Annotated in this window: 14 protein-coding genes, 1 other RNA gene and 1 pseudogene; 5 read left to right on the forward strand and 11 right to left on the reverse strand. The window is 67.1% G+C overall.

Annotation, left to right across the window (positions count from 1 at the left end; translation table 11 throughout):
- Positions 1 to 168 precede the first annotated feature (168 nt).
- The 6 genes from AEB_RS08470 to AEB_RS08495 form a co-directional block, all read right to left on the reverse strand.
- Positions 169 to 1,371 (reverse strand): amidohydrolase family protein, encoded by a 1,203-nt coding sequence (locus tag AEB_RS08470; protein WP_231958964.1) that lies wholly within the window; start codon positions 1,369 to 1,371, stop codon positions 169 to 171.
- A gap of 677 nt (positions 1,372 to 2,048) precedes the next feature.
- Positions 2,049 to 2,390: a transfer-messenger RNA gene (gene ssrA, locus AEB_RS08475) on the reverse strand.
- A gap of 128 nt (positions 2,391 to 2,518) precedes the next feature.
- Complete coding sequence (locus AEB_RS08480; RefSeq protein WP_119082799.1) at positions 2,519 to 2,776, reverse strand: hypothetical protein; 258 nt, start codon at positions 2,774 to 2,776, stop codon at positions 2,519 to 2,521.
- Positions 2,777 to 2,883: 107 nt separating this feature from the next.
- Entirely contained in the window at positions 2,884 to 4,131 is a 1,248-nt protein-coding gene (locus AEB_RS08485) for an N-succinylarginine dihydrolase (RefSeq protein WP_119082800.1), read from the reverse strand.
- Positions 4,128 to 5,141, reverse strand: coding sequence for an arginine N-succinyltransferase (locus AEB_RS08490; RefSeq protein WP_119082801.1), 1,014 nt, complete (start codon positions 5,139 to 5,141; stop codon positions 4,128 to 4,130). Before AEB_RS08490 ends, AEB_RS08485 begins: the two co-directional genes overlap by 4 nt.
- Positions 5,138 to 6,349 carry a hydrolase gene (locus tag AEB_RS08495; RefSeq protein WP_119082802.1) on the reverse strand — a complete coding sequence of 404 codons (1,212 nt, stop codon included), beginning with the start codon at positions 6,347 to 6,349 and terminating at the stop codon, positions 5,138 to 5,140. The genes AEB_RS08490 and AEB_RS08495 overlap by 4 nt, the downstream gene beginning before the upstream one ends.
- A gap of 84 nt (positions 6,350 to 6,433) precedes the next feature.
- Here AEB_RS08495 and AEB_RS08500 point away from each other — a divergent pair, with 84 nt between their 5' ends.
- Positions 6,434 to 8,536 carry a malate synthase G gene (locus tag AEB_RS08500; protein WP_119082803.1) on the forward strand — a complete coding sequence of 701 codons (2,103 nt, stop codon included), beginning with the start codon at positions 6,434 to 6,436 and terminating at the stop codon, positions 8,534 to 8,536.
- Between the two features lie 218 nt (positions 8,537 to 8,754).
- Here AEB_RS08500 and AEB_RS08505 read toward each other — a convergent pair.
- From AEB_RS08505 to AEB_RS08525, 5 genes and pseudogenes are all read right to left on the reverse strand, one after another.
- Positions 8,755 to 9,065: pseudogene (locus AEB_RS08505) on the reverse strand (GIY-YIG nuclease family protein).
- Between the two features lie 196 nt (positions 9,066 to 9,261).
- Positions 9,262 to 10,086: a 16S rRNA (adenine(1518)-N(6)/adenine(1519)-N(6))-dimethyltransferase RsmA gene (gene rsmA / locus AEB_RS08510; RefSeq protein ID WP_119082804.1), complete on the reverse strand. Its 825-nt coding sequence runs from the start codon at positions 10,084 to 10,086 to the stop codon at positions 9,262 to 9,264.
- A 79-nt stretch (positions 10,087 to 10,165) separates the two neighbouring features.
- Complete coding sequence (gene pdxA, locus AEB_RS08515; RefSeq protein ID WP_119082805.1) at positions 10,166 to 11,191, reverse strand: 4-hydroxythreonine-4-phosphate dehydrogenase PdxA; 1,026 nt, start codon at positions 11,189 to 11,191, stop codon at positions 10,166 to 10,168.
- 40 nt (positions 11,192 to 11,231) lie between these two features.
- Positions 11,232 to 12,605: a peptidylprolyl isomerase gene (locus AEB_RS08520; RefSeq protein WP_442858060.1), complete on the reverse strand. Its 1,374-nt coding sequence runs from the start codon at positions 12,603 to 12,605 to the stop codon at positions 11,232 to 11,234.
- 135 nt (positions 12,606 to 12,740) lie between these two features.
- Positions 12,741 to 15,092: an LPS-assembly protein LptD gene (locus AEB_RS08525; RefSeq protein ID WP_119082807.1), complete on the reverse strand. Its 2,352-nt coding sequence runs from the start codon at positions 15,090 to 15,092 to the stop codon at positions 12,741 to 12,743.
- Positions 15,093 to 15,189: 97 nt separating this feature from the next.
- Here AEB_RS08525 and AEB_RS08530 point away from each other — a divergent pair, with 97 nt between their 5' ends.
- The 4 genes from AEB_RS08530 (at position 15,190) to AEB_RS08545 (ending at position 18,025) form a co-directional block, all read left to right on the forward strand.
- The gene (locus AEB_RS08530; RefSeq protein ID WP_119082808.1) at positions 15,190 to 16,653 is read left to right on the forward strand and encodes a leucyl aminopeptidase; all 1,464 of its coding nucleotides are present in this window, start codon (positions 15,190 to 15,192) and stop codon (positions 16,651 to 16,653) included.
- An 18-nt stretch (positions 16,654 to 16,671) separates the two neighbouring features.
- Positions 16,672 to 17,109, forward strand: a complete 438-nt coding sequence (locus AEB_RS08535) for a DNA polymerase III subunit chi (RefSeq protein ID WP_119082809.1) — start codon at positions 16,672 to 16,674, stop codon at positions 17,107 to 17,109.
- A 107-nt stretch (positions 17,110 to 17,216) separates the two neighbouring features.
- Positions 17,217 to 17,639 carry a nucleoside-diphosphate kinase gene (gene ndk / locus AEB_RS08540; RefSeq protein WP_119082810.1) on the forward strand — a complete coding sequence of 141 codons (423 nt, stop codon included), beginning with the start codon at positions 17,217 to 17,219 and terminating at the stop codon, positions 17,637 to 17,639.
- 131 nt (positions 17,640 to 17,770) lie between these two features.
- Positions 17,771 to 18,025: a YdcH family protein gene (locus tag AEB_RS08545; protein ID WP_119082811.1), complete on the forward strand. Its 255-nt coding sequence runs from the start codon at positions 17,771 to 17,773 to the stop codon at positions 18,023 to 18,025.
- The last annotated feature ends 8 nt before the right edge of the window (positions 18,026 to 18,033 follow it).

An 18,033-nucleotide genomic window follows, 5' to 3' on the forward strand; every position in this document is an offset into this window, starting at 1 on the left:
GTGCGGCTGGGCCAGGGTTCCGGCTGGCCATAGCGCGTGCCGAATTCCGCCGCCGTCAGCGGCGGATCATGGGCTTCGCGCCATTCGCGTATCTTCCGGCCGGCCAGATGCATTGCGCTCCAGTATCCTTGAAGGATACCGGAGACAAGGGGCCGTGCGCGGCCGGGATCAGGCCGTCGCCATTTCCGATCCGATCGGCAGCCGCGCCTTCACCGTGGCTTGCGACAGATCGAGCCCATAGAGCCGCGCCGCATTGCCGCCGGTGAGGTTGCGCACATCCTCCGGCCGCATGTGGCCCATCGTTTCGCCGATGGTGCGGACGCTGTTGGGCCAGATGCTGTCCGGGTGCGGATAATCGCTGGCCCACAGCAGATTGTGCGGCCCCCAGAATTCCAGCAGCCGCATGGCCGTGGGGCTTTGCTGGAAGGTGCCATAGACCTGCCGCTGGAACACTTCGCTGGGCTTCATCTTGTGCGGGATGCCGCCCTTGTCGTCCCAATAGTCCTTGCATTCCCACAGGCGGAAATGGCGGTAGTCGAGCTCCTCGACCACCCACGGCACCCAGCCCACACCGCTTTCGGCAATCACGATGTTGAGCTTGGGATGCCGCTCCAGAATGCCCCAGGCGAACAGGTCCACGAAGGGATCGAGGAACTGGTCGATGAACATCTTGGCATGGAGGAAGGTCGCCCCCGGGCTGCCCTTGTATTTGTCGAAGGCCTTGGTCACGCCGGGGAAGACGGTGACGTGGAAGCTCAGCACGATCCCGCTCTGTTCGAGCAGGTCGAACAGCGGTTCCCAGCGCTTGTCCTCCAGCCGGGGCTCGGCCATCGCGATCTGCAGATTGGCCTGTCGGCAGCCGCCCCGCTTCGCCAGCCGCTGCAGTTCCTCAAGGGCCGCCTCGGGGGTTGGCGGCAGCATGGCGACGCCGATCAGCCGTTCGGGCGCGGCAACGCAGAAATCCTCGTACAGCCAGTCGTTATACGCGGCATAGCAGGCGCGCATGAAGGCTTCGTCGTCCGTCTTGATGCTGGTCACGGGGCCGAAGACCAGATGCGCCCACACGCTGTCCCGGTCCATGTCTTCCAGCCGCAGCCGCGGATTGCCCGCGCGCAGCTCCGTCACGTCCTCGATGCCGCCGCGATCATAGGCGGTGTGGATCGGCTTGGGCCCGCCGAAGCTGAACGGCCGCCCGCTCCACATGCCCCAGCTCTGCCCGTCGGCCATCCACAGCGCGGGGCCTTTTTCCGGCTCCACCACGCGCGGCGCGCGCTCGCCCCATTTGGCGGCCATGCGCTCGCTCCACAGGTCGGGCGGCAGCATGTTCAGGTCCAGATGATCGTCGCAGGAGACGAGGGCGGTTTCGATCATGGCAGCTCTCCGCAATTTCCTTAGCTTGCGAACAGCATGACAGGGCACTTCGCGCGCGGCAATGCAAAAGAGGGGCCGGGCCGGGTGCGCGTCCTTCGACAGGCTCAGGACGAGCGGGGTGGGGTAGGGTCCATGCCCGCTGCCGTCGGTGCGAGACCCCGGGTCAGGCCCGGGGTGACGGGTTAATGTCCCACTCCTCGTCATTCCCACGAACGCGGGAATCCAGTGCGGACCCTTCGACCGGCTCAGGATGAGCGGATGAGGAGCTGGCGCGGCCACTCGGTTCGTCGCGCGTAGGCCACGCTTGGAACGGCGTGGAACAGGGTTCATTGGCGGAAAACCGGGCTTTGCAACAGTGCGGGTTTAGCGCCTCGGGAAGGGGCCTTGGTCGGTGGTTCACGGTGGGAAAGAGCGGGCTTCGGGGTAGCGGCCTGAGGGGGGTGTAGGAAATCCGCTGCGGTGGTGCCCCATACTCACTCCGCAGGCGCGGCGAGCGTCCTTCGACAGGCTCAGGACGAGCGGGGTTGGGGCGGTCTCCCCCGCTTTCGTCATTCCCGCGAAGGCGGGAATCCCGCGCAGAGCCAGCCTCGTCCTTCGGCGAGCTCGAGACGAGCGGGGTGGGGCAAAACAGTGCAGGAGGGTGGGGCGCTTCTGTTGCAAGGCGCGCCCCGGGCCCCTGGAATCCCTTCTGTTGCCCGGTGGGTCCAACCGCGCTTTAGCTTTGTAAATTCAGTCCGTTAGGACGTCAAATTACGCGGCAATAGCGAGTGCTTCGTTATCGTTGGCACTTGTGTGTTTTGAGCCTTTAACGGGTTACTCAGCCCGGGCGAAAACAGTGTTTTTCAACACACGTCGATCCTGGTTCGGCCCCGTCAAAATCCCGAAATCTTCGGGCTTTTGGTGGAGCCGCCGGGTACTGCCCCCGGGTCCGCTGTGCCTATTGCACACCGCATTTTATCGCCATAGCCGGCCGAAACCGGCAGGCCCCATATAGGCATTTACTGCTGAATGTGAAGTGACCGGATGGTGCGCATCTACACCTCAGTCCGCTCGTCCTGAGCCTGTCGAAGGACGCGCGTGGGGCCGGGCGCCGCCCCTGGATTCCCGCCTGCGCGGGAATGACGAAGGGGGGCGGGCGCTGGGCGCCTCAGCCTTCCGCCTCTGCAGTGGGCTTTGCCTCGGCCTCATCACGCTCCCGCTCGTAGCGCAGGGCGTCGAGGATCTTGGCGCCGCCGATGAACACGGCGCCCGTGCAGGCAAGGAACAGCAGGTCGCCGCCGAAGCCCGGGAATTTTTCGAGATAGGCGCTGCCGCGTGCCGTTGCCCCAAGCGCCAGCGCGTAGATCACCAGATAGGCTTCCACGCGGGTCTTGATCATGAACAGTCGGCTTATTTTGCGCAGCATACCCTCATCCTTAACCGCACGGCAGCAATCTTCGTGCCAGCGGCGGATTGCTGCGCTTTGTGCTGGTTAACGCGCGGCCCGCTGTAAAGTTCACCGACAATGCGCGATCAGGCCAGTTCGCCCAGGTCCAGCGCCTCCAGCAGGGCCGCCCGGGCGGAGAGCACGCTGGCGGCGAGGGTTTCGCTGCCAAGGTCGGCGGGGTCGATCTGTTCGGGCCAATGGTCCTCGATCACCTGCTCGATCAGCTCTGCACGGGCGTCGCTCAGCAGGAAGCGGGGATCGACCTCGGCGGGATCGGCCACCACGCGCAGGCGCAGGCAGGCGGGGCCGCCGCCATTGGCCATGGACTGGCGCACGTCCACCGGCAGCACATGGCGGATCGGCCCGTTGCCTTCCACCATGCGGGTGAGGAAGCCGCGCACCGGCGCACTCTCCCACGCCTCCGTGGGGATGACGAGCGTCATCGCGCCATCGGGCGGGGTGAGCAGCTGGGCGTTGAACAGATAGCTGGCGATTGCCTCCTCCAGGCTTACCTCGCTGGCCGGGACTTCCACGATCTCCACCTCGGGAAAGCGTTCGCGGATGGCGGCATGGGTGGCGGCCGGATCGGCAAAGGCCTGCTGATGGGCGAACAGCACCCGTTCGTTGGCGACGCTCACCACATCATTGTGGAAGGCGCCCGCTGCGATGGCCTCCGGGCTCTGTTCGATGAACAGGCAGCGCGCGGGATCGAGCCCGTGGCGGCGGGCGACGATGTGGCTCGCCTGTTCGTGCTGGCGGGCGGGGAAGCGGCCGCCGGGGCGGCCATAGACGAAGATTTCCACCCCCGGCTCCGCATGGCTGCGCGCCAGCCGCATGTGATTGGCCGCGCCTTCGTCTCCGAAGCAGGGCGGCACGGGGCCGTGCACCGCAAAGGCATCGCTGCTGAAAGCCGTCTGCAATTGTTTCAACGTGTCCGGCCACTCCTGCGCCCGGTGCGGCATGGTCACCAGATTGGCGACGGTGAGGTGGCAGCGCCCGTCCCCGCTATCAGGCGCGGGGGAGACGGTGGCGGCGTTGGCGGTCCACATGCCGGAAGCCGACCAGGCGCCGCGCAGCAGGCCCGGGTCCATGGTGGCGTCGGCCGCCAGTGCGCCCAACCAGCGGCGATTGGGGCGGGGGAGGGGGAGGAAGAAGCCCTGGGCGAGGCCGAGGCCCATGTTGGCGCGCATCTTGGCGAGGCCCTGCAGCGCGGCGGCGCGGGGGTAGGACGGATCGCCGGCATGGGCGGTGGCGGCGAGATTGCCGAGGCTGAGGCCGGCGTAATTGTGGCTCGGCCCCACGATCCCGTCGAAATTGATTTCCGCCAGCCTCATCGTGCGACGCTCCATACTTCGTCCCCGGGCCCGACCTTGAGCAGGTCTGCCGCGCGGGCATCGATCGCGATGCCGCCATCGTCCAGCCGCCGCGCGCCGTAGCAGCAGCGGAAATCGGCCAGCGTGCCGGTGGCGATCAGCGCCTTTTCCCCCTTGTCCAGCGCATCATCCACCACCTGCGCGCGCACGGCATCGCGGATGCTGGCGACGGCATCGGTGCGCGCCACCATGGTCGGCCCGCCATCGAAGATGTCGACATAGCCATCGTAGCTGAAGCCTTCGTTCTCCAGCATCCGCATCGCGGCGCGGCCGGTGGGGTGGGGCAGGCCGATCACTCCGCGCGCGCTTTCGCTGAGCATGGCGGTATAGACCGGGTGCTTGGGCATCAGATCGGCGATGAACTGGTTGCCGTGGATGGCGTTGAAATAATCCGCTTCCTGGAAGCTCATGCCGAAGAAGCGCCCGCCGATGGCATCCCAGAAGGGCGATCCGCCGCGCTCGTCGATAATGCCGCGCAGCTCCGCCAGGATGCGATCGCCAAAGCGCGCCCGGTGCATGGCGATGAACAGATAGCGGCTGCGGGCCAGCAGCATGCCGAGCCCGCCGGCCCGTTCCGACGGGTGGAGGAACAGCCCGCCCACTTCGCTGGAGCCTTCCAGATCGGTGACGAGGCTGAGCATTTCCGCGCGCATGGACCGTTCCAGCTCGCGCGAATGCTGGGTGAGGGTGGTGAGGCGATAGGAGTAGAACGGCCAGCTCTGCCCCACCTGGGTGAACAGCTGACTGGTGCCGCGCACCTCGCGCCCTTCGGCGTTTTCCAGCACCAGTACGAACAGCTCGTCGGCAAGCTCGCTGCCGCCGCGCGAGAAGGCTTGTGCCGAGCGATCGAGCTTGGCCTGCAGCGAGGGGCGATCGGCCGGCAGATTGGTGAAGCCGCCGCCGGTCAGCTTGGCCATTTCATACAGCGGTTGCAGATCGCCCTGATTGGCGGCCCGGATGACGAAGCTCACAAGGTTTCTCCCGTGGCGAGGCGGTGCAGCACCACGGCGCTGAGCGCGGCGCGTTCGGAAAGGGACGATGCGATCAGATATTCCTCCGGCGAATGGATGCTGCCCCCGCGCACCCCCATGGTGTCCACCACAGGCACGCCGCGGGCGGCGATGTTGTTCCCGTCGCAGACGCCGCCGGTGGGCTTCCAGCCGATCGGGCGGCTGAGCGCGGCGCTGATACCGCAGACGAGATCGAACAGCTTCTGCGCCCGCCCGTCCACCGGCTTCGGGGGCCGGCTGATCCCACCGTGAAGGGCGAGCGAGACTTCGTGCTCCCGCTCCACCGCGGCCAGCACATCTTGCAGCGCTGCCTGGAATTGTCCAGCCGCGTCAGTGGATTGCGGGCGGATGTTGAAACGCAATATCGCCAGATCGGGCACCACATTGTTGGCGCTGCCGCCGTCGATCCGCGCGGGGTTCACCGAAATGGCGCCGTGTTCCAGCCGCTTCACCCGCAGCGCCAGATCGGCCGCGGCAACCAGCGCATTGCGCCCGTCCTGCGGATTGCGCCCGGCATGGGCGGAGCGGCCGGTGACGACCACCGAATAATTGCCGCTGCCGCCGCGCGCATGGGCCAAAGTGCCATCGGGCAGGGTGGAAGGTTCATAGGTAAGCGCGGCATATTTCCCCTGCGCCAGCCGGTCGATCAGCGGGGCGGAGGAAAGCGAGCCGGTTTCCTCGTCCGAATTGATCATCACGTCATAGCCGATCGCCTGCGCCGCGCCGCTGGCCTCCACCGCCTGCAGCGCGGCCAGGATCACGGCGATGCCGCCCTTCATGTCGGCTGCGCCGGGGGCGTTCAGCGTGTCGGCATCGAGCCAGCGGCCCTGCTGGAACGGGTGATCGGGCGGATAGACCGTGTCCATATGCCCCGTCAGCAGCAGGCGCCGCTCCGCTTCGGGCCGCACCGACAGAGTAAGGTGCCGGCCGTGCTCCAGCTCCACCTCACGGCCTTCGCCATCCACCGCCGTCACCGGCGCGGGATCGTGGAGCACCACTTCCCCCGGCAGAGTGGCGAAGGCATCGGCCAACTCGCCCGCCTGCACGGCAAGGCCGGCAAGATTGCGCGTGCCGCTGTTGATCGCGCTCCATCGCTCCGTGCGGGCCAGCATGGCGGGCTGGTCCATCGCCTCCGCCAGTCGCGCTTCTTCCGGGCTCAATCGTTGCATTGCTAATTTTCTCTGATCGCTTCGGCACACTTCCCTACAGGGGAATGCCTGCCTAAGTGGGTCCACGTCAAATGGGAGACGGATGTGAGCGAGAGGGTAGAACGCGGCGCACTGCGAGTGGACGCCGCCCTGGCGGAATTTCTCGAAGCGGAGGTGCTGGCCCCTCTCGGCCGGGATGCGGCGGATTTCTGGCAGGGCTTCGAACAGCTGATCCGCAGCTTCGGCCCGCGCAACATCGCCCTGCTGGACAAGCGTGACGCGCTGCAGGCGAAGATCGACCTATGGCATTCCAGCCGCCGCGGCCAGCCGCACGATCCCGCCGCCTATCGCGCCATGCTGGAAGATCTCGGCTATCTGGTGCCGGAGCCGGAGGGCTTCACCATCGGCACGGAGAATGTCGATCCCGAAATCGCCACCCGCGCCGGGCCGCAGCTGGTGGTGCCGGTGCTCAATGCCCGCTTCCTGCTGAATGCCGCCAATGCGCGCTGGGGCAGCCTGTATGATGCCTATTACGGCACCGACGCGCTGGATGCGCCGGCCGCCAGCGGCCCCGGCTACGATCCGCAGCGCGGCGCCGCGGTGATCGCCGCCGGCCGCGCCTTCCTGGACCTGGCGCTGCCGCTGGAAAATGGCAGCTGGTCCGATCTGGCCGACGGGGACGGCATCCCGCTGGCCGATCCCGCGCAATATCTGGGCAAGACGGCGAAGGGCCGCATGTTCTGCAACCACGGCCTGCATGTGGAGGTGGTGTTCGACCGGGATCATCCGATCGGCCGCACCGATGCTGCGGGCATTGCCGATATCCGGCTGGAAGCGGCGCTGACCACCATCGTCGATCTGGAAGATTCGGTCGCCGCGGTGGACGGGGCGGACAAGCTGCTGGCCTATCGCAACTGGCTGGGCGTGATCCGCGGCGATCTGGAAGCCAGCTTCGACAAGGGCGGCAAGGTGCAGACCCGGCGGCTGGCGGATGACGTAACGGTCGAACTGCCCGATGGCGGCACCAAGGTGCTGCCCGGCCGCAGCCTGCTGTTCGTGCGCAATGTCGGCCATCTGATGACCAATCCGGCCATTCTGCTGCCCGGCAATGCCGAAGTGCCCGAAGGCATCATGGATGCCGTGGTCACTTCCGCCATCGGCGCGCTGGACGTGACGGGCAAGACGCGCTGGCCCAACAGCCGCTGCGGCAGCATCTATATCGTCAAGCCCAAGATGCACGGGCCGGAGGAATGCGCCTTCACCAATGATCTGTTCGATGCGGTGGAGGATCTGCTGGGCCTCGACCGGCACACGATCAAGGTGGGCGTGATGGACGAGGAGCGGCGGACCAGCGCCAATCTTTCCGCCTGCGTCCAGGCGGTGAAGGACCGGATCGTGTTCATCAACACCGGCTTCCTCGATCGCACGGGGGACGAAATCCACACCTCGATGCGCGCCGGGCCAATGGTCCGCAAGGGCGCGATGAAGAACTCCGTCTGGCTCGATGCCTATGAAAAGCGCAATGTCGCCATCGGCCTCAGCCACGGCCTCTCGGGCAAGGCGCAGATCGGTAAGGGCATGTGGGCCGCGCCCGACCGGATGCGGGCCATGCTGCAGGAAAAGTGCAACCACCTGCTGGCCGGCGCGAATACGGCCTGGGTTCCCTCACCCACGGCGGCAGTGCTGCACGCGCTGCATTATCACGAGCGCGACGTGTTCGAGATCCAGCCCGAACTGCCCCCGGCGCCGGGGCTGGACGCGCTGCTGACGATCCCGCTGGCCGAAGGCACCAATTGGAGCGCGGAGGAAATCGCCGAGGAGCTGGACAACAATTGCCAGGGCCTGCTCGGCTATGTGGTCCGCTGGGTGGATGCGGGCGTGGGCTGTTCCAAGGTGCCGGACATCAACGATGTCGGCCTGATGGAAGACCGCGCGACCCTGCGCATTTCCAGCCAGCACCTCGCCAACTGGCTGCTGCACGGCGTGTGCACCCAGGAACAGGTGATGGATGCGCTGCGCCGCATGGCCGCCAAGGTGGATGCGCAGAATGCCGGCGATCCGGACTACCGCCCCATGGCCGGTGAATGGCAGACCCACCCCGCCTTCCGCGCCGCCTGCGAACTGGTGTTCGAAGGCACCCGCCAGCCCAACGGCTACACCGAACCGCTGCTGCACCAGTGGCGCCGCAAGGTGAAGGGCAAGGGGTAGGCGCGGCTGGATTCCCGCCTTCGCGGGAATGACGAAGTTGGGGAGGAGGGTTAGCGCCCACTTCCGCTCGTCCTGAGCCTGTCGAAGGACGCGTGTCGCCGGCCTTGCGCGGGATTCCCGCCTTCGCGGGAATGACGAATGAGGGTGGGTTGACGAAGCGGGGGTGCGGGAATGACGGAACTACAAAACTCGTCATCCCCGCGAAGGCGGGGATCCAGTCAGCGCAGCCTCTCGAATCCGAAATCCTCCGCAAGGTCGCGCCAGTCGGGATTGGCTCCGTCGATCAGCCGCAGCTTCCACGCGCGGTTCCACTCTTGATCCGCTTCTCGCGGATGATGGCGTGTTCCATCGTGGAATGCTGTTCGAACCACACCAGCATCGTCACCCCGTGCTCGCTGGTGAAGCCGCCGAAGGTGCCGGTGCGGTGCTGATGGATGCGCTGCATGAGGTTGGAGGTGACCCCTGCGTAAAGCGTGCCGTTGCGGCGCGAGGCCATGAGGTAGACGGTCGGGCCGAATTCGCGCTGCATGGGGCGAGGTGGCTACTGGATTCCCGCCTGCGCGGGAATGACGAAGTTGAGAGGAGTGGGCCCACTTCCGCTCGTCCTGAGCCTGTCGAAGGACGCGTGCCTCCGGCGTTGCGCGGGATTCCCGCCTGCGCGGGAATGACGAATGAAGAACAAACCTCGTCATCCCCGCGAAGGCGGGGATCCAGTCGGCCCGGAGCTACCCCGTTAGCACCCGCGCGAGATCGACGAACTCCCCCACGCTCAGCGTTTCCGCCCGGCGTTGCGGGTCGATACCGCGGCGGTCCAGGGCCTCGACGGCGCCGGGCATGGCTTTCAGGCTCTGGCGCAGCATCTTGCGGCGCTGGCCGAAGGCGGCGGCGGTGAGGCGTTCGAGGACGGCGGCGGAGACGCCCGGCGGCGCCTCGGCCGGTTCCACATGCACGATGGCGCTCATCACCTTGGGCGGCGGGGTGAAGGCGCTGCGGTGGACCTTCATCGCCAGCCGCGCCCGCGCGCGCCATTGGGCGAGCACGGCCAGCCGGCCATAGGTGCTGCCGCCGGGCTGCGCGACGATGCGTTGGGCGACCTCCTGCTGGAACATCAGCGTCAGGCTGGTCCAGCGCGGCGGCCAGGCCTCGCCCCCCAGCCAGCCGGTGAACAGCGCCGTGCCGACATTATAGGGCAGGTTGGACAATATGGCGTAGGACTCGCCCATCAGCGTGTCGTGATCCATCGCCATGGCGTCTCCCTCCACCACGCGCAGGCGGCCGGGGAAGGCTTCGCCCAGTTCCGCCAGCGCGGGCAGGCAGCGCCGATCCATCTCGATCGCGGTCACTCGTGCGCCGGCGCGCAGCAGGGCGCGGGTGAGGCCGCCGGGGCCGGGGCCGACTTCCAGCACCGCGCGCCCTTCCAGCGAGCCGGGGATGGCGGCGATGCGGGCCAGCAATTGTTCGTCGAACAGGAAGTTCTGGCCCAGTGCCTTGGACGCGGAGAGGCCGTGGCGGGCGATCACTTCGCGCAGAGGAGGGAGCTGGATGGTCATTGTGGGTGAGGTCGGTCCGCGTCCTTCGACAGGCTCAGGACGAGCGGGCGTCGTATGGAGTTCAGCCAAGTATATCCGCTCACCCTGAGCTTGTCGAAGGCTGCGCGCGCCGCACCGCCGCCTCCGCTGCCATGCGTATCGCGGCGATGGTCGCGCCCGGATTGGCCGCGCCCGTGCCGGCGATGGCAAAGGCGGTGCCGTGATCGGGCGAGGTGCGGATGATCGGCAGGCCGAGCGTCATGTTCACGCCCGCATCGAAATCCAGCGCCTTCAGCGGCACCAGCGCCTGATCGTGATACATGGCGACGGCCACGTCATAGCTGCCGCGCGCATGCGGGGCGAAGAGCGAATCCGCCGGATGCGGCCCGGTGGCCTCTATGCCTTCGGCGCGCAGCGCGGCGATGGCGGGGGCGATGACCTCGATCTCCTCGCGCCCCATGCGGCCGTTCTCGCCGGCGTGCGGGTTGAGCCCGCACAGCGCGATGCGCGGGGCGGCGAGGGCGAAATCGCGCCGCATGGCCCCATCCACCACGCGCACGCGGCGCAGGATCAGCTCCATGGTGATGCGGCCCGGCACTTCGGACAGCGGGCAGTGGACGGTGAGCGGGACGGTGCGCAATTGCGGGCCGGCGAGCATCATCACGGCTTCTTCGGGTGCCATGCCGCAGGATGCGGCCATGAATTCGGTCTGCCCCGGATGGGCGAAGCCGATTTTCGCCAGCTCCGACTTGGCGATGGGGCCGGTGACCACGGCGGCGGCGGCGCCGCTGACCGCCAGCGCGGTCGCCTCGGTGAGTGAGGCTAGGGCGAGCCGTGCGCCGTCTTCATCCGGCTCGCCTGGCCGATAGGCGAGATCGGCATCTCCCAGCACGGGGAGGGCGGTGGCGAAGACCTGCGCCGCATCTTCCGGCGCGGCGATGCGTGCCACGGGGACATCCAGCCCGCGCCGCGCGGCGGCTTCGCGCAGCAGGCCCGCGCCGTGGGTGACCAAGAAGGGCGGCAGGCCATGCTCCGCGCGTGCGGCCCATGCGGCGCAGGCGAGCTCGGGCCCGATTCCGGCAGGATCGCCGAGCGAGAGGGCGAGCGGGGCGGGGGGCAGGCTCATGCCCCCGCTGTGCCCGCGAAGCGGCGGCAGCGCAATCGCGTCAGTTGAAGTCGATCACCGCGTCGCGCCGCAGGTCGCGCAGATAGCGCTGGGCGCGCTTGTTCACGCGGTCGTCCTCCAGCTGGCTGCGCAACTGCTCGAAATCCGGGCCTTCATTGGCCACCGGATCCTGCCGGCCGCACAGCATCAGCACGCGCACGCCATCCTGCAGCGAACCGAAGGGCGGAGTGGACTGGCCGACCTGCAGGTTCAGCAGCATGGTCTGCAGCGCTTCGGGCAGCGAACGGATCGTCAGGCTGTCATTGCCCACCACTTCGGCGCCGATCGCCTTGGCCTTCGCATCGGCCTGATCGCAGCTCTGGATCTGGGCGACGGCCTGGGAGAAGGCGCTCGCCTTTTCCGACGCCTGTTCCTGCGAAGTGCCCTTGGGGAAGTTGATCGAGATCTGCTTCAGGCTCACCACCGCGTCGCGCGGATCGGCGGCGCCGATCTGGCGCTTGTCGATCAGATAGAGGATGTCGAATCCGCCGGGGATCTCCACCGGCCCGGCGAGCTGCCCGGGCGCCATGGTCTGCACGATGTTTTCCAGCTGCGGGTTCTGCAACTGCTCCAGCCGGATCCAGCCGAGATCGCCGCCGGACGAGGCGGTGGAGCTCTGCGAATATTGCCGCGCATAGGCGACGAAGCTGCCGCCCTGCTTGATCTGGTCCACGATCTGGCGCGCATTGGCGGCAACCGCCTCCTGCGTGGCGGGGGTGGAGGCAAGATAGATTTCGCCGATGCGATATTCATTCGTGCCGGCCGAAGCCTTGAGCCGGTCCATCATCTCCGTCACTTCATCGCTGGAGACATTGACGAAGGGCTGGACGTTGCGCCGCAGCAGCCGGTCCCACGCCATTTCGCCTTCGATCTGGCGCTTGAGCGACTGGGGCGAGGAGCCGATGGAGCGCAGATAGGTGTCCATCTCTTCCGGCGGGCGGTTGAAGCGCTGGGTGGAAACGCGGTTATAGGTGCTCTCCACCTCATCCGGCGTCACCGTCATCTTCTGGGCGTCGGCTTCCTGGATCTGCAGCGTCTCGTCGATGAGGTTGCGCAGCACCTGCAGGCGCAGCCGCTTCATTTCCTCGTCCGACACCGCGCCCGTTTCATTGGCATCGAGCACCAGCGCCACGCGCTGGTCCACATCGGTGCCGGTGATGATCGCGCCGTTGACCACAGCCGTCGCATGGCGCGAATTGGGATCGCGCGGGCCGAGGATCGAGATATTTTCCGGGATCTGGATCGTATCGTCCACCGAATCCGCCTGTGCGAAGGCGGCCGTGGTGCATGTGCCGGCCAGCAGCGCAGCCATGGCGAATTGGCCGATCCTGGCGGCAAGTCCCGATTTCCTGGTCTTCTCGATCACGCAATCAATCCCGTCGGCGGCGCGGCAGGCGCCTGCAAATATGAGCCTGGAATCCCCCGAACGGGCTGAACCGAAGCTGAGCAGCGGCCGATAGCGTGTTTGGGCGCAAGTTCCAATTGCGATGCAAGCGGGCGCAGCGTGCGGTTACCGCCCGCCGAGATTGCGCAGGGTGAAATACACGCGGAAGCTGTTGCCGCTCTGGGAATCGGCCAGCCGGATATAGTCGCGCCGCCATGTGGCGCCGAATTCCAGGCAATCGTCGGAATAGGCGATGCCCACGCGCGTGCGCAGCGGTTCGAACCCGTCGGAAGTGAAGCGGGGGTCTTCCGCGCGGTCGGTCAGGTTCACCACTGCCGATCCGAATACGGACCAGTAACGCGCGAAGGAGATGCGGCCTGCGGCGCGCACTTCCTCACGATCCTGCAGATCCTCGAAATCGAGGTCGATATCGCGGTTCAGCCGCAGATAGCCCAGTTCGACATAGGTCTTGGCCGTGCCGACGGTCGCGTCGATCTCGTTCCGCCGCACGGCGAAGCTGTCCTTGTCGATGCGGAAGCGGTGGGTGAACTTCACGAAATCGTGATAGCGGACCTCCACCCGGCCGACATAGTCGGACCATTTGTCGGTCAGCCCGGTGCCGTCGGGGAACAGGGCCGGCTTGTCGCTCAAGCGATAGGACTGGCCGATATTGGCGAAGATCCGCCAGCCGGGCACTTCCAGCTGCCAGTCCGCACCATAGGTCACCCGGGCGCCGTCCTCCACCCGGTCATAGCCGGGGAAGCGGTTGAGCGCGAAGAGGTTGCTGTCCTCGAGGTCGAAGGCGCGCGAATCCTCGTTCGGGATATCCATGTTGCGGATGTTCGGGCTGGCGACGATTTGCACCCGGGGGGTCAGCACCTGCGTGCCGCCGAGCAAGGAGCCGACGAAGGGCCATTTCACGTCCACGGCGCCCATGGCAACGCCGCGGCCGCGCCAGCCGGGCATGCCGCGATAGGATGCGGTGTCGGTCAGCTCGTTCTGGTCGGAATGATAGACATCGCCGCGTGCCATGGCGGTGAAGGTCACTTCCTGCCCCAGCGGTGTCACCTTGCGCAGGTTCCATTCGGCGCGGGCGAAGCCGCGCTGCGTATCCTGCCCCGCGGTGCGCGTGATCGCCAGCGTGTTGAGCTGGAATTCCAGCGTGCCGCCCAGCAGCGGATCATTCTCTATCCGGCGGTAATCCATCACCGGCAGCGCGATCGGCACCTGCCCCTGCGGCTGCGGCACCAGCAGCACCTGCGTGGCCCAGCCGGCGATGCTGAGATAGGAATTGTCGTCCACCCGATCGACCGAGACGGTGGAGCGCAGCCGGTCATCGCGGGTAATGTCGTAACGGCGAAGGAAGGTGCGGTCGCTTGCCACGCGGATCGAGCCCGAGACGCTCCAGTTCGGATCGAGCTGGAAGCGGCCGTTGGTGAACAGATAGCCGCGGAAATCCTTCTCCGCCGTGGGCGCGACGGCGTTCAGCGGCAGGCGGCTGCCATAAGTGAAATAGCCGGTGGCCTGCCAGGCGCCCTTGTCGCTCAGCTCGCGATATTGCACCGATCCCATCGGCGCGGTGTCGGTGTAGATATAGGCCGAGCCCAGGATGTCGCGGTTTTCGGCAAGCCGCGCGTAATAGCGGCCGACCACTTCCACGCCGTTGGAGACCGAAAGCCCGATGTCGGGCACCAGGAAGCCCGAATTGGCCCCGCCGTCCGCACGCAGCACCAGCCCGGGCAGCGGCAGCACGCGGCGGCCGAACAGTTCCAGATAGGCGCCTTCGAAGCGCACTTGCTTGGTCTGTTCGTCATAGCGCACGCGCCGCGCGGTGACGCGCCAGCTCGGCCGCTTGGGGCAGCCCGCCGCGGTTTCCACCGCGCAGGAGGAATAGGCCGCGCGCTGCAGCTCCACATCGCCATCGTCCAGCCGACTGCCCTGTTCCGCCGCCAGCCGGCCGCCGGCGCGGAAGGCCAGCAGCAGGTTCTGCATGGCGCCGGTCTTCAGCTCGTCGGTCAACTCCACCTGATCGGCCAGCAGCTGGTTGCCGTCTTCGTCCACCAGGCGGATATTGCCCTTGGCCACGATCTGGCCGGTGGTGCGGTTCCACACCACCTCGTCCGCTCGCACGGACTGATCGCCCGATTTCAGCAGCACGTCGCCGGAGACGGTGACCATCTCGTTATCGCTGTCGTAGGCGATCGAATCCGCGGCGAAATCGATGTCGCGCCCGGCCAGCGCATCGGCCGCCGCGTCCTTCACGCTGCTGCCGCTGTCGGAACTCTCCGCCGCATCGCCTGTCGGCGGGGCTTCGGGAGGGGCATCATCGTCAGCCTGCTGCGGCGCATTCGCGCCGTCCTGCGCCAGCGCGGGAAGCGGCGCCAGCGCCAGCAAGGCCACGGCAGCCGCAAGCCCCGGACGGAGGGGCTGCAAGCGATTGAGTTCTGCCTGCAACGTGTGCTGCGGTCCGGGGTGCATGGCTTGCCTATCGCACCGGTCGTGCCTAACTGCAACGCCAGCATTTCGGAGCCGTCATCAGGCCGCCCGAACCCCGACACCTCCCACCGGAGACAGCATGCAAATCACCTTCCGCCCCGCCGCCGACCTTTCCACCGCGCGCCTCGTCGCCCGCATCGTGGAGCAGGACAAGCTTCCCGCCGATCTCGAGCGGCCCCTGGCCGAAGGCGCGCGCGCGGCGCGGTTCAGCGGCAAGGCCGACCAGTTCTTCGAAGGCTTCGTGGAGCGCGGCGGCAATGTGGTGCGCGTAGCGTTCGCTGGGATCGGCTCCTCCACGGGCGAGACGCGCTCCGCCGCGCTGGAACGCGCCGGCGCCGCGCTGGCCGCCCGCTATCTCACCAGCGGGGAAACCATGCTGGCGCTGGACGCTGCCGGATCGGGCCTCGGCCCGCAGGAAGTGGCCGCGGTGCTGACCGGGCTCAAGCTGCGCTCCTGGCGCCACGATGCCTATCGCACGCGGCTGAAGGAAGAGCAGAAGAAGTCGCTGGCGCGGGTCGAAGTGGTCGGCGCGCCGGACGGCAGCGAAGCGGCCTGGGCCACCGAAGAGGCGCTGGCGACCGGCGTGGAGTTCACCCGCGAGCTGGTGGCCGAGCCGGCGAACATCATCTATCCCGCCAGCTTCGTGGAGCGCTGCGAGAAGCGCTTTGCGGGCACCGGCGCCGAACTGGTCGTGCTGGGCGAAGCCGAAATGCGCGAGCTGGGCATGGGGGCGCTGCTGGGCGTCTCGCAGGGTTCCGAGCGCGAGCCGCGCCTGCTGGCGATCAAGTGGATGGGCGGCAAGGCGGGCGAAAAGCCCACCGTGTTCGTGGGCAAGGGCGTGACCTTCGACACCGGCGGCATTTCGCTGAAGCCGCCGGCGGGCATGGAAGACATGAAGTGGGACATGGGCGGCGCGGGCGCCGTGGCCGGGACCATGCTGGCACTGGCCGGGCGCAAGGCGAAGGCCAATGTCATCGGCATCTGCGGGCTGGTGGAAAACATGCCCGACGGCAAGGCGCAGCGGCCGGGCGATGTGGTCACCACCATGTCCGGCCAGACCGTGGAAGTCATCAACACCGATGCCGAAGGGCGGCTGGTGCTGTGCGATGCGCTCACCTGGGCGCAGCGGCAGTTCGATCCGGCGGCGATCGTCGATCTCGCCACGCTGACTGGCGCGATGATCATTGCGCTGGGCGATGAGCATGGCGGCCTGTTCTCCAATAACGATCAGCTGGCCGATGCGCTGCTGGCCGCGGGCAAGGGCAGCGGGGACAAGATGTGGCGCTTCCCGCTCTCCCCGGCCTATGACAAGTTGCTGGACAGCCCGATCGCCGACATGAAGAACGTCGGCCCGCGCGGCGCCGGATCGATCACCGCAGCGCAATATATCCAGCGCTTTGTGGAAAACGGCACGCCTTGGGCGCATTGCGACATTGCCGGCATGGTGTGGGCGGACAAGCCCGGCGCCACTTGGGACAAGGGCGCCACCGGCTTCGGCGTGCGCCTGCTCGATCGCTATGTGCGGGACAATCTCGAAGGCTGAGGTGCGAAGGCGGCTTTCATGCAGGTGGATTTTTACCAGCTCGCCGATCAGCCGGTAGAGAACCACCTGCCGCAGCTGGCGCGCAAGGTGCTGGACACCGGCGGCCGGATGGTCGTCGTCTCCGGGGACGAGGGGCAGCTGGGCCGGATCAGCGAGGCCTTGTGGGTGCGCGAGGAAGAAAGCTTCCTCGCCAACGGCCGCGCGGGCGAGGCGCATGAGACGCGCCAGCCGATCCTGCTCTCCGCCCAATGCGCCGCGCCCAATGGCGCCCGCTTCGCCGCACTGGCCGACGGGCAATGGCGCGAGGAGGCCGGTGCGTTCGACCGCGTGTTCCTGATGTTTGGCGATGATGCGCTGCAGGGCGCGCGCGCATGCTGGAAGATGCTGGGCAGCCGCACGGAAGTAGAACGGCGTTTCTGGAAGCTGGACGGGGGCCGCTGGCGCCCCGGCCCCTGACGGTCTGCCCTCTGCGCCGTTGCGGGGCGAGGCTTGCCCACGCCGCCCGGCGGCGCTAGGGGCGCGCGAACTCCAAACAACACCAACCTTACGCGAAGGACACTTCGATGGCGGTCACCCGCACATTCTCGATCATCAAGCCCGATGCCACCCGCCGCAACCTGACCGGCGCCGTCACCAAGATGCTGGAAGATGCCGGCCTGCGCGTCGTCGCGTCCAAGCGCATCCAGATGACCAAGGAACAGGCCGAAGGCTTCTATGCCGTCCACAAGGAACGCCCCTTCTTCGGTGAACTGGTGGAATTCATGACCAGCGGCCCGGTGGTGGTGCAGGTGCTCGAGGGCGAGGATGCGGTGAAGCGCAACCGCGACGTGATGGGCGCCACCAACCCCGAGAACGCCGACGAGGGCACGATCCGCAAGACCTATGCCGAGAGCATCGAGGCGAACAGCGTCCACGGTTCGGACAGCGAAGAAAACGCTGCGATCGAAATCGACTTCTTCTTCAAGCCGGAAGAGATCGTCGGCTGATCGACCGCGCAGAGCGGTTTCAGCAAGGCCCCGCCGGAGCGATCCGGCGGGGCTTTTCTTTTGACGCGGGACAAGGCAGTTTCCCCTGCGGCGGAGCAAGGGTGGGGATATAGACCGCCAAGGAGATCCGCATGCCCCATACCCCGCACGAACTGGCCGACGAATTCCCGCAGGATGCCGATGTCCTGCACCAGCTGAAGACGGGGAGCGCGCACTTTGCCACGCTGTCGGACCGCTATCACACGGTGAACAACGCCATTCACCGGGCGGAGATCGAGGTGGAGCCGGTGTCGGACGATCGGCTTGAAGAGCTGAAGAAGGAACGGCTCGCTTATCTCGACGAGCTGCGCGAGCTGATCGCGGCGCACAGGGCGGAGCAGGGCTGAGGCGCCGC

This window comes from Altererythrobacter sp. B11, from assembly GCF_003569745.1.
Lineage (GTDB): Bacteria > Pseudomonadota > Alphaproteobacteria > Sphingomonadales > Sphingomonadaceae > Croceibacterium_C.

Bases quoted from the DNA above. Each gene is read 5' to 3' on its own strand.
- AEB_RS08470 (WP_231958964.1), bottom strand. From the start codon at position 1,371: ATGATCGAAACCGCCCTCGTCTCCTGCGACGATCATCTGGACCTGAAC.
- AEB_RS08480 (WP_119082799.1), bottom strand. From the start codon at position 2,776: ATGCTGCGCAAAATAAGCCGACTGTTCATGATCAAGACCCGCGTGGAA.
- AEB_RS08485 (WP_119082800.1), bottom strand. From the start codon at position 4,131: ATGAGGCTGGCGGAAATCAATTTCGACGGGATCGTGGGGCCGAGCCAC.
- AEB_RS08495 (WP_119082802.1), bottom strand. From the start codon at position 6,349: ATGCAACGATTGAGCCCGGAAGAAGCGCGACTGGCGGAGGCGATGGAC.
- rsmA (WP_119082804.1), bottom strand. From the start codon at position 10,086: ATGACCATCCAGCTCCCTCCTCTGCGCGAAGTGATCGCCCGCCACGGC.
- pdxA (WP_119082805.1), bottom strand. From the start codon at position 11,191: ATGAGCCTGCCCCCCGCCCCGCTCGCCCTCTCGCTCGGCGATCCTGCC.
- AEB_RS08525 (WP_119082807.1), bottom strand. From the start codon at position 15,092: ATGCACCCCGGACCGCAGCACACGTTGCAGGCAGAACTCAATCGCTTG.
- AEB_RS08530 (WP_119082808.1), top strand. From the start codon at position 15,190: ATGCAAATCACCTTCCGCCCCGCCGCCGACCTTTCCACCGCGCGCCTC.
- AEB_RS08535 (WP_119082809.1), top strand. From the start codon at position 16,672: ATGCAGGTGGATTTTTACCAGCTCGCCGATCAGCCGGTAGAGAACCAC.
- ndk (WP_119082810.1), top strand. From the start codon at position 17,217: ATGGCGGTCACCCGCACATTCTCGATCATCAAGCCCGATGCCACCCGC.
- AEB_RS08545 (WP_119082811.1), top strand. From the start codon at position 17,771: ATGCCCCATACCCCGCACGAACTGGCCGACGAATTCCCGCAGGATGCC.